At 59.4% G+C, this 10,495-nt stretch carries 6 protein-coding genes and 2 rRNA genes; 6 read left to right on the top strand and 2 right to left on the bottom strand.

Annotated elements, in window-relative coordinates; genetic code table 11:
* From AC1AYD_RS10215 to AC1AYD_RS10195, 5 genes are all read left to right on the top strand, one after another.
* Positions 1-237, top strand: a 23S ribosomal RNA gene (locus AC1AYD_RS10215); the annotation flags it as partial.
* 161 nt (positions 238-398) lie between these two features.
* Positions 399-515 (top strand): 5S ribosomal RNA (gene rrf / locus AC1AYD_RS10210).
* Positions 516-903: 388 nt separating this feature from the next.
* Positions 904-1,293 carry a hypothetical protein gene (locus AC1AYD_RS10205; RefSeq protein WP_476503290.1) on the top strand — a complete coding sequence of 130 codons (390 nt, stop codon included), beginning with the start codon at positions 904-906 and terminating at the stop codon, positions 1,291-1,293.
* A gap of 234 nt (positions 1,294-1,527) precedes the next feature.
* Positions 1,528-5,115: an SNF2-related protein gene (locus AC1AYD_RS10200; RefSeq protein WP_476503291.1), complete on the top strand. Its 3,588-nt coding sequence runs from the start codon at positions 1,528-1,530 to the stop codon at positions 5,113-5,115.
* Between the two features lie 67 nt (positions 5,116-5,182).
* Positions 5,183-8,539 (top strand): Eco57I restriction-modification methylase domain-containing protein, encoded by a 3,357-nt coding sequence (locus tag AC1AYD_RS10195; protein ID WP_476503292.1) that lies wholly within the window; start codon positions 5,183-5,185, stop codon positions 8,537-8,539.
* On the opposite strand, the gene AC1AYD_RS10190 is transcribed toward AC1AYD_RS10195, so the two are convergent.
* Positions 8,528-8,974, bottom strand: a complete 447-nt coding sequence (locus AC1AYD_RS10190) for a TaqI-like C-terminal specificity domain-containing protein (RefSeq protein ID WP_476503293.1) — start codon at positions 8,972-8,974, stop codon at positions 8,528-8,530. The two genes, AC1AYD_RS10195 and AC1AYD_RS10190, sit on opposite strands and share 12 nt — an antisense overlap.
* Here AC1AYD_RS10190 and AC1AYD_RS10185 point away from each other — a divergent pair.
* Positions 8,868-9,581 (top strand): master DNA invertase Mpi family serine-type recombinase, encoded by a 714-nt coding sequence (locus AC1AYD_RS10185; protein ID WP_476533153.1) that lies wholly within the window; start codon positions 8,868-8,870, stop codon positions 9,579-9,581. The genes AC1AYD_RS10190 and AC1AYD_RS10185 overlap by 107 nt on opposite strands.
* A gap of 25 nt (positions 9,582-9,606) precedes the next feature.
* Here the strand turns inward: AC1AYD_RS10185 and AC1AYD_RS10180 are convergent, their stop codons facing one another.
* Positions 9,607-10,476 (bottom strand): ImmA/IrrE family metallo-endopeptidase, encoded by an 870-nt coding sequence (locus tag AC1AYD_RS10180; RefSeq protein WP_476503294.1) that lies wholly within the window; start codon positions 10,474-10,476, stop codon positions 9,607-9,609.
* Positions 10,477-10,495 lie beyond the last annotated feature (19 nt).

Raw genomic sequence — 10,495 nt, 5'->3', positions numbered from 1 at the left:
CTGGGTGGACGAACCTCCGGTACGCCGGTTGTCACGCCAGTGGCACCGCCGGTTGGCTGCGTTCGGAAGGGATAACCGCTGAAAGCATCTAAGCGGGAAGCCCGCTCCAAGATAAGTATTCCCAGGGAACTACGGTTCCTGAGACCCCCCATGAAGAACACGTGGTCGATAGGCCGGACGTGGAAGCCCCGCGAGGGGTGGAGCCGACCGGTACTAACGGGGAAGCGCGACACACACATCCCAACCATGTTGGGACGGCATCAACCTCTTTCTGCGAATGCACGCGACACGGAGCAACCGTGACACGTCACAATAAGACAATCGACAAGCGTCCACCATCCGGTCCCCGAACCACCAGCGTTCGAAGGGAGCCGATATCCCTTTGATAATTGAAGATTTGCGGCGGTCATAGCCCAGGAGAGACGCCCGGTCCCATTCCGAACCCGGAAGCTAAGACCTGGCACGGCGATGGTACTGCACCCGAGAGAGTGTGGGAGAGTAGCACGCCGCCGCATCCATACGATAAGGAAGGCCCTTGGTCGAGCAACAGCTCCCAAGGGCCTTCACGCATATTCCAAGACACACACGCGCGACATGCACGCCCCTAGGCGAGGCATCAGCCGCAAGCAGATGGAACGGATTGAACGGTTCATCGCCGAACCTCCCGAAGAACCGGACCTGCGATTCGACGTCTGCATCAACGATCACGAAGAGCATTAGGGAACTTAACGCTTCACCGTGCTGTTTGGAGGGTTGCTGTTTCCAACCGAATGAGGCGTACGAATGGCCATTTTCGGGGCGTGTCGCGTATTCCGCGTGCTTGTCCGGTTTCTTCTGTCGTAACGGTTCGGATGGTCCGGACCGCGGAATCAGCCCCGGATAGGGGCGGGAAGGAAGAACATCATGGGAACCGTACGATTCATCGATCCCGCTGAAGACGACGACAACATCGAGGATTACACAGTGCCGATCCCGGAAGGACTGACGGAGGAATTCCACCCGTCTCATCCGGTGACGACTCGGGAGATCATCGATTGGGAGGTCCACAACATCGAACCGTATCCGGGGTACGCGGAGGAGGTGAACAACTGGGAGAAGGCATGGGAGGAGGTCAACCGTGCGCAGCAGACCGCGGATGGCGGCTATATGCCCATCATCGATCCGGTGCATATCAAGTCCGACGATGGCGACGATGATGATAATGCCGAAGGCGTGGCCGCCGCCGTCGCGTCCACCGCGGATTCGGATTTTTCAGGTTACCACGTGCTGAGAGCGGCGGCAGGCCTCGACTAATCCGATGATTCCGATTGGCTTCATTGACGGGCATTCCCCTGGCTATGCCGACTTGCGGACCTACACCAAGGGAATGTCTATGAAGACAGCGGCGATGGTTGCCGAATGGGAGACAGCGAGGGAACTCGCATGCCTCATGAGATTTCTATGGCAAGGCACGAGCAGGGGAACGGACCCGATTATTGAGTAGCATGGAAACAACAGCGAGGTCGTGCGATCGGAAGGTTGAAAACAATGGGGAATCTGATTCGTTTCGTGGATAACCGCAGGCAGTCCTTGGGGGATGTGCTGCGTCAGGTGGCTTCGAATCCGGTGTACAAGGATCTGTCCATCGTCACCGGGTACTGGGATATGATCGGCACGTCGATGCTGATCGATCTCATCAAGGATTACCGGTCCGTCAGGATTCTGATCGGTGCGGAACCGTATGCGAATAAAAGGCTCGACCTGACGAACCTGTACAAGGATTTCCCCGATGCGGACATCGCCGAGGACCTCAGGGAGCTCGGTGACCTGCCGGAGGACAAGGTCGCCCGGTACAGGGAGACGGCGCGCATCCTGGCCGGGATGATCCATGAGGGACGTCTGCAGGTGCGCATCTGTCGCAAGCCGTTCATCCACGCGAAGGAGTATGTGTTCGGCTCCTACGACACCGAAGGTGCGGTGGGCATCATCGGCTCATCCAACTTCACCGGGCGTGGTCTTTCGGATACCGCGACCGGCGGCAATGCGGAACTGAACTATCTGGAGGATGACGAGACGACCGTCCTGTACGAGCCGCGCACCGAGAAACAACAATACGGTCATCTGTCCTGGTTCGACATGATGTGGAATCTTCCCGAGGTGCAGGATTGGACCGGTGACTTCCAGGAGATCATCAGCAGCTCTCCCGTGGGCAACAAGACCTATGGCCCGTATGACGCCTACATCAAGGCGTTGATGTGGCTGTTCCCCGATGAGATATCGCAGGAATTGGATGACGGCGACGACGATGGGAAATCCGATGTGCTGTTCTCCTACCAGAAGCGCAACGCGGGCATCCTCGTCAACAAACTCGACAAGACGGGGACGGCGATCCTCGCCGATTCGGTCGGTCTCGGCAAGACCGTGACCGCGGGAGCCGTGATCGATCATTTCAGAAGGAACGGCAAGAGGAATATCGCCATCATCCCTCCCGCGAAGCTGAAGAACCAGTGGCGCGCCGATCTCAAGGAGTTCTTCGATCTGGATGAATCCGGCTACAGCATGGTGTCGCAGCAGGATATTCCGGCCATCCACCAGTTGCGGGACGCCTACCGTCGGTCGTACCCCGCCGATCTGATCGTCATCGACGAGGCGCACAACCTCCGCAACGAACGTTCCGAACGGTTCAAGGCTGTTCTGGAGCTTGTCTCGGAGAATCCCGATGCCAAAGTGCTGCTGTTGACGGCCACCCCCATCAACAACGGATTCAAGGATCTGGTCAGCCAACTGGAGCTGGGATTGGGAGGCCGCATGCAATCCGGGGTGATGGTGTCGTATCAGGACCCGGCGGGCGGTTCCTCGAACGTGCGGACCAAGGATTTCTTCGAGTTCCTCCGAATGCTCGACACGCGGCGGAAGGCCATGGAGCGTCGGGGCGAGTCGTTCGATTGGGAGGTGTATCGCCAGCCGTTGTCCCAGGGTATCAGCCATTTCATCGTGCGTTCGACCAGACGGGGCGTGCAGGAGGAATCGAAGCTGCTGAACGGCGGCAAGGCCGCCGCGGGATTCCCGGAGAACACGTTCGATACGATTGATTATGCTTTCCCGGCACGGGCGTCCGAAGTGGTGAGAGAATCCATACGAAAGCACGGCGAGTCGTTCGAGGGCGTGGATCCGCTCCGATTGAACGATGGGGAACTGGCGGGGGAGACGCAGCGGCTGCTGCACCCGCTCGACATCGTCGAGCAGGATCCTCGGCGCTTCGTCGATGCCGGGAGCCGGAAAGCGGGGTCGCTGGTCGAGGACGTGTGCGCTCTGATTTCGTTGCTGGGGTTCCCCGTCTATCGTTCCATGTTGTACTCGTGGGAGTACCGGAACATGACCGTGGAGGGCATAGGCCTGCTGCAGGTCTCCGATGACGAGGCCGCGGAACTCCGTTCGGCGATGTCGATCCACAATATCCTGCAGACCATATGGCTGAAGCGTCTCGAATCATCGTTGCAGGCGTTGAAACTGTCCGTGGAGCGCTATCGCCGCAGGCTCGACAGGTTCGCGACCTGGCTGAAAGCCGGTTACGTCATCGAATCGTCGTCGCTGTCGCTGCTGGAGGATGAGGACGATGAGCAGAAGCTGGAGTTCTGGGATGATTCCGATCAGGATGTCGATCGGAACCTGGATGACCTTGGCGTCAAGCGGGCCAAGGCGGATGAAGCCGATTTCGATCTGGACGGCCTGTGGAAGGACATCCGGCGGGACCGGAACATCACCGACGTGCTAATCGAGTCGTTGGCCGAATGCGTCGATGACGGTCTGGACGCCAAGCTCGAAGCCTTCCGCGACGAGTTCGGCAAGGTGCTGCATGACGGACGGTTCGGAGGGAAGATCCTGGTGTTCAGCGCCTATGCGGACACCATCGACTATCTTCACGCCAAGCTGCCGGCGCTGTTGGAGAAGGAGATTCCCGATTTCAAGAGGAAAGCGGCGTTCCTGACCGCGGCTTCGACCGATCTGGACAACGTCGTGAACCGGTTCTCGCCGGTATCCAAGAAGTACACGTTCGCCGGTTCCGAATATGAGCTGGACTACTTGTTCTCCACGGATGTGCTGTCGGAGGGGCAGAACCTGCAGGATGCGGCCATCCTCATCAACTACGATCTCCACTGGAACCCGGTCCGCATGGTGCAGCGCAACGGACGCGTCAACAGACTGGGGTCGAAGTTCGACAAGGTGCTCATCGGCAACATGGCTCCGGCCGAGGACCTGGAATACTATCTCGGCCTGCTTTCCCGCCTGCAGGGGAAGATCGACACGATCAAGAACTCGATCGGCACGGATCAGGGCGTGCTCACGGCAGCGGACGAGAATCCGATCGAATACATCCAGGACCTGTACAGCGGTGACGACGCAAAAATCCGAAAGGTGATGGACGGTGTCGACGCGGAGAACGACATGCTGTCATGGCAGGGGGCGCACGTCTATGCGTTGCGTGAGTTCCTGCAACACGCGTCCCAGAAGGATTTGGATCGCATCGCGTCGATGCCGAAGGGGAAGTGGAACTATCTCCCCTCGGATTCCGGTCTGCACGGCTCCGTGGTGGTGATGTGCGAACAGGCCGGGGGCATCGGCAACGGGATGAACTATCGTTTCGCGCGTGTGGATCTCGACAAGGGCGGAACGGTCGAGCCCATCGCGAACGAAGAGGCGCTGAACCTGCTGAAGGCCGATCCCGAAGACAATGCCCGACGGGTCGACCATTCGCAGGTGAACCGGAACGATGTCGAAAAACTGGCGCTGACGCGGGTGGGAATGGCCAAACCGGTCAAGGCGAGAAAACCGTTCAGACCGAAGAAGTCCGAGATCCAGCTGCTGGGCGTGTTGCAAAGCCAGCTGGGAGAACGCGATCTTCTGGGAGCGTTGGGGGCCGTTCAGGGGTTGGTGCAGGCCAATCAGCGGTATGGCACGTTGATGAATGCCCTGCGAAGAGAGGCCGGCAAGGTGGGAGATGTGCAATCGCTGACGATCAGCGAGGCGTTGCTTGCCGAGTGGCGGTCGTTCTTGAACGATACCGGGCAGGACGGTGGCGAAGGCCATGGCGGCAAGTGGCGGTGCGCTCTGGTCGGCATGTCTCCTGACCTGTGAACCGGGAACGACGGCTTCGATGGGATACAATCCATAGAGCATCAGGTCAAGGGAAGGAATGGCGGGCATGATTACGTTCACCGGTCTGCAAAACGCACTTGAGGAATATGGTCGGTACGATGACGTCGACGCGTCCGATGATGACCGCAAACGTGCCGGTATGCGTGTGGCCGTATGGGTGCTCGCCATGCTCCGTGGGGTGGATTCCGACGAGTTCCCAATCGATGACGAGACCAAGGATGCGTTGTTCCGTCCATTCCCGGTGGACCATGAGGAGTGGTTCGTGACCCATCCGCTTATGCCGAAGGACGCCTTGGCATGTAGTCTGACCGAGGATGACGATTGGTTCGATGCCACGTTCAGAGGCTTGAAAGGGTCGGCCACGAAGGCGCGTATCAGCGCCTGCGTGGCCGAGGGCGCCCATTGGGAGGACGGTGTGGCGCTCGCCTCCAACCTGTACGGAACGTATCCGATCGGAATCTACTTCTTCGCCCCGGCCAATACGCCGTCCATCATCGTGGTGGTGTCCCGGGCGGGCAATCTGCGCACCATGGAGCTCCGAGGCTCTCTGTCGAACACGCAGAAGCGCATCCTCTCCGACCTGCACGGCGTACTTGGCGAGGGCAATCTCGCTGGTGATGATGAGGAGGCCGTCAAGGAGCGCGTGCACGCCGCGCTCTGGGACGCCTTCAACATGGCCGAGGTCAACAAGAGCTTCTATGCGGGCATCGCGGCGCGTTTCAACACGTTGGTCAAGGCGTTGGTCGCCTCCGGTCATGAGGAGGAGGACTCGAAGATGTTCTCCAGCCGTCTGATCGGCCGTATCCTCTTCGCCTGGTTCCTGAACCAGAAGGGGTTCCTCAACCCGGACGAGCATTACCTGGATATCGACGGTCTTAGCGCGGGCGAGTACTACGAGCGGAAGCTGAAGCGCCTCTTCTTCGGCACGTTGAACACGGCGAAGAACAAGCGCGGTGATGATGGCGACCCCGTCACCCCGTTCCTGAACGGCGGCCTGTTCGAGGAGCAGGAGACGGATTTCCCCGGCGAAGCGATCCCCTTCCCGGAGGATTTCTTCACTGGGCTGTACGAGCATTTCGGCCAGTACGATTTCACGACCGACGAGTCCACGCCGGATTACGAGCAGGTGGCCATCGATCCGGAGATGCTCGGACGCATCTTCGAATCCCTGCTCGCCGAGCAGATGGACGATACCGGCACGACCGCGAGAAAGGCCAAGGGCGCGTTCTATACGCCGCGCGAGATTGTGGCGTACATGTGCCGTGAGTCGGTGCGCCAGTACCTGTATCGGGCGCTCGGCGACGGCAAGGGGGTCCATGAGGGCGTTGACCGGCTGCTGGACAGGTCGGACGGTTCATGGGAGACCGACGGCGATGCCCGCAAGGGGCTGTGGAACTCGAACACCGAGACGGTGCTGCCGAAGGCGATTGCGGCGATCGAGCACGTGCGCGTGCTCGACCCGGCATGCGGTTCCGGTGCGTTCCCGATGGGCATGCTGCAGTTGCTGATGCGTTGCCGCGTACGCCTGATGGGCAAGAAGGCCACGGCGGATGCCTACCATCAGAAGCTCGAGATTCTGCGCAACAGCGTGTTCGGCGTGGACATCGAGCCGATGGCCGTGGAGATCGCGCGCCTGCGCGTGTGGCTGTCCATGATCGTGGAACGCGAGTCGATCGATCAGGTCGAGCCGTTGCCGAACCTGGACTTCAAGTTCGTGTGCGCGGATTCGCTGGTGCCGTTGGCTCCCGCGGACGTGGACGGTTCGGACAGGGCGGATGATGCTTCCATCGGCGATGTGCGGCTGAACGGCGGCGCCCTGCAGCAGGGGGCGTTCGATCTGGCCGATGAGGGCGAGTCGTTCGTCAGCCTGAAGGACATCCGCGCCCGATACTTCTCCACCACCGATCCGGAGGAGAAGCATAAGCTGATGGAGCGTTTCGAAAAGATCGCGCAACGATTGGGAGGCAGCTCCGACTCCTCCCCGAGGGGCGTTCAGATCGGTCGTTTCCACCCGCATTCCGCCACGAGGGCGGAAGGTCAGGCGCCGTTCTTCGACCCCGGGTTCATGTTCGGCACGGAGACGTTCGACGTGGTCATCGGCAATCCGCCGTACGTGCAGCTGCAGAAGATGAAGAACAAGGCGAAGCTCTATGAGGCTTTGGGGTACCGCTCATACAACAGGACGGGAGACCTGTACGAGCTGTTCTACGAGCGTGGGCTGGATCTGCTGTCCGACCATGGCGTGCTCGACTTCATCACGTCGAACAAGTGGATGCGCAACAAGTACGGCAAGGAGCTGCGCAAGCATCTCGCGCGCAACGCCGAAGTGATCTCGCTCATCGATCTGGGTGCCGGCCGGTTCAGCAGCGCCACGGTCGATACGAACATCATGCTCCTCGCCAAGGGGCATGCCGGTGAAGTGCTGCAGGCCGTGCGGTATGCGGATGATTCGCTGAACGACATCGGCAACTATGTCATGGAACATGCCACGACCATCCCGTTCGGAACCGTTACCAGCACGGACAAGACGAACGGCGGCAAGAGCGTGACGGATGGCGGTTCGCCGTGGGTGATTCTCGCCGATGTGGAGCGTTCCATCAAGCACAAGATGGAGGAGGCCGGCACGCCGCTCAAGCAGCTTGACGTGCGGATTAACTACGGTGTGAAGACCGGATTGAACGATGCGTTCATCATCTCCAAGGAGAAGCGCGACGAACTGGTCGCCGCCGACCCGAAGAGCGCCGAGATCATCCGCCCCGTGCTCCGCGGCCGCGACATCAAACGCTACCGCTACGAGTTCGCGGACCGTTATCTTGTCGCATCCCATAACGGTTATAAGCATGGTGGAGAGGTCGTTCCTCGCGTAGATGTGGATTCATATCCTGCGGTTAAGGAGTGGTTGGATTCGTTCGAACCCAAGTTGTCCAAACGCGCTGATCAGGGTGATACCCAGTACAATCTTCGTGATTGTGCTTATATGGACGATTTCTCGCAACCGAAGATCGTGTGGGGCGAAATCTCCGACAAGGCCAAATTCGCCTTCGACGGCGACGGCGCGTATGTGCCCGAAGCGACGACGTTCCTCATGGCCGGCGAGCGCCTTCCCGTTGTTCTGGGGTTCCTGAACTCACATCTCTCCGAGTATTATTTCTCCACTTTGGGCACCACGACGGGAATGGGAACCGTTCGATGGAAGAAATACACCATCGAACAGCTCCCCATCGTGTCGCTCGTAGGAGCGTCCGAAGACGCGTTCCTCCAGCTCGTTCAAGCCAGGCTGAACGACGACTGCACGCAGGAGGAAGCACGTGAACTCGACCATGCGTTGGACGAAAGCATCGCCGAAACGATAGGGTTGAACCCGCAGGAGAGGAACTTCATCGAACGCTTCTCATTGGCGTGAGAACCGTTCGATGGTCTCCTGCTCGGCATCGGAAAGACCGAACAACCCATATACCAGCTGATCTATGGCGTTCTCCTCCGATTCGGAGGCCAGTCCCCGTCGGCAGTGCTCCTGAGCGGTGCAAGCCAGCAGGGAGATCCGATTCCGAGTGTTCTCCGGCACATGATGCGGAATCGGAATCTGCTCCACGAACACCGGCTTGTACTCCATGTATCCGCCGCTTCGGGTGACTCCGACCTGATGCACATACCAGTCCGCCGCCTTGGAATTCAGTATGCCGAGCAGGAACCAGTCGTCCGTAGCGATGAACGGCGAAGGCGCGCAGACGATGGCGTCATCCTTCACCATGGCGTACTGGGCGCGCATGCACAGGTTTCCCCACACGATCTTCGGTTGCGAGAAATCGTCCAGTATGGGTGGTGACTTGGCAGCCATGATCTACGGATACATCAGAGTGAGCAGCGACAAGCAGACGGTGGAGAATCAGCGGTTCGAAATCGAACGTTGCGTACGGAACGAAGGCCTTGCGGTTGATTGTTGGGTCGAGGAGACCATCAGCGGCACCAAAGCGGTGAACGAGCGAAGGCTTGGTAATCTACTTGACTGTGTCGTTGATGGAGATCTCATCATCTGCTCTGAATTATCGCGACTCGGTCGCAGCCTGTTCATGATCATGGACGTGCTGAACCAGTGCATGAGCCGTGGATGCCGTGTTTGGACCATCAAGGATGGGTATCGTCTCGGCGACGACATCCAGAGCAAAGTGCTGGCGTTCGCTTTCGGCCTGTCCGCCGAGATCGAACGCGACCTCATCAGCCAGCGGACGCGGGAGGCGCTCGCTCGCCGCAAAGCCGAAGGTAAACCATTGGGACGACCGAAAGGCAGCCTCTCGCAGACGGTGAAGTTGTCCGGCAAGGAGTCTGATATACGCGCCATGCTTCGGCGCGGCTGCACCAAAGCTGACATCGCGCGGAAATATCATGTCCATCGTGCGACCGTGGGGCGTTTCATCGCCACTCGGATGAGCGGAGTGACAGAATGACCATCATGCAGTACTCCGCCAGATCTCAGTGACCACCCATGACGAACATGCAAGCGTACGATGGAGCGACACTGATTCGCGTGTAATGCTTGGGCCGTGTGCGCGGAATACGCGGCTTGTCGAGGTTCGCGATACAGATGGTCATCTCGTCATGGTGCTCGCCGGGGTGTCTGCGCCATGGTTCGTGTTGCACCTCGTCAAACGCGTCCAGCACCAGCTGCTCCGCCGGCATGATCTCGATGTCGTCGTATTCGGTGTGACCGTCCGAGAATGCGCGTAGCTTGGGATGGCCGTATTGGTCGATGAACGTGACCCACGCGCCCGGCTGCAACAGGCCGGCCACCCGTCGGGCCACGGCGGGCCGTGACGCCTTGACGCGTTTGTACAGGTGGCTCACCGCCAAGGCGTTCCAACGGTGGGTGCGCAGTTCCGGAATCACCGAATCCGGAATCAACGCCTTGGAGGCGAACATGTCGCATGCCTTCTCCTCGGCGCGTTTCTGATCCGCCTTGTCATCAAGGTCACGCAAAGCGCAGAAGAGCTCGATATCCGAGTTCTGCAGATGATGCCCGAGCTCATGGAGGATCGTGAAGTAGGTTCTCGGGGCGAAATCGCACGCCCGCACCTTGATGAAGGCCCTGCCGTCGGCAGTCTTGTACTGGGGTAGGCAGTATCCCGAGACCTGCTCCCTGTCATCGTTGTCGCTGACATCCTCATGACGTCGCTGGGAGTGGGTCTTGTCGATGTCCATCAGAATTTCGTCATCCCAATGATCGCGTATATGGTACGGGTCACCGAGACAGTCCTTGAGGAAGGTGTCCGGATGCTTCTCGTTCGCAATGGCGATCATCCGATCGACCTGCCGGACGACCCACTCCCTTGACAGCTTAGCCATGTCGTTCGTTCATGCCTTT

The organism is Bifidobacterium sp. LH_426, assembly GCF_056356875.1.
Note: the sequence above shows the minus strand (reverse complement) of the source record. Positions and strands in the feature narration are given on the sequence as shown.

What these genes read in the sequence shown, in the direction of transcription:
- AC1AYD_RS10195 (WP_476503292.1), top strand. Translation starts at nt 5,183, where the DNA reads ATGATTACGTTCACCGGTCTGCAAAACGCACTTGAGGAATATGGTCGG.
- AC1AYD_RS10185 (WP_476533153.1), top strand. Translation starts at nt 8,868, where the DNA reads ATGGCGTCATCCTTCACCATGGCGTACTGGGCGCGCATGCACAGGTTT.
- AC1AYD_RS10190 (WP_476503293.1), bottom strand. Translation starts at nt 8,974, where the DNA reads ATGGCTGCCAAGTCACCACCCATACTGGACGATTTCTCGCAACCGAAG.
- AC1AYD_RS10205 (WP_476503290.1), top strand. Translation starts at nt 904, where the DNA reads ATGGGAACCGTACGATTCATCGATCCCGCTGAAGACGACGACAACATC.
- AC1AYD_RS10200 (WP_476503291.1), top strand. Translation starts at nt 1,528, where the DNA reads ATGGGGAATCTGATTCGTTTCGTGGATAACCGCAGGCAGTCCTTGGGG.
- AC1AYD_RS10180 (WP_476503294.1), bottom strand. Translation starts at nt 10,476, where the DNA reads ATGGCTAAGCTGTCAAGGGAGTGGGTCGTCCGGCAGGTCGATCGGATG.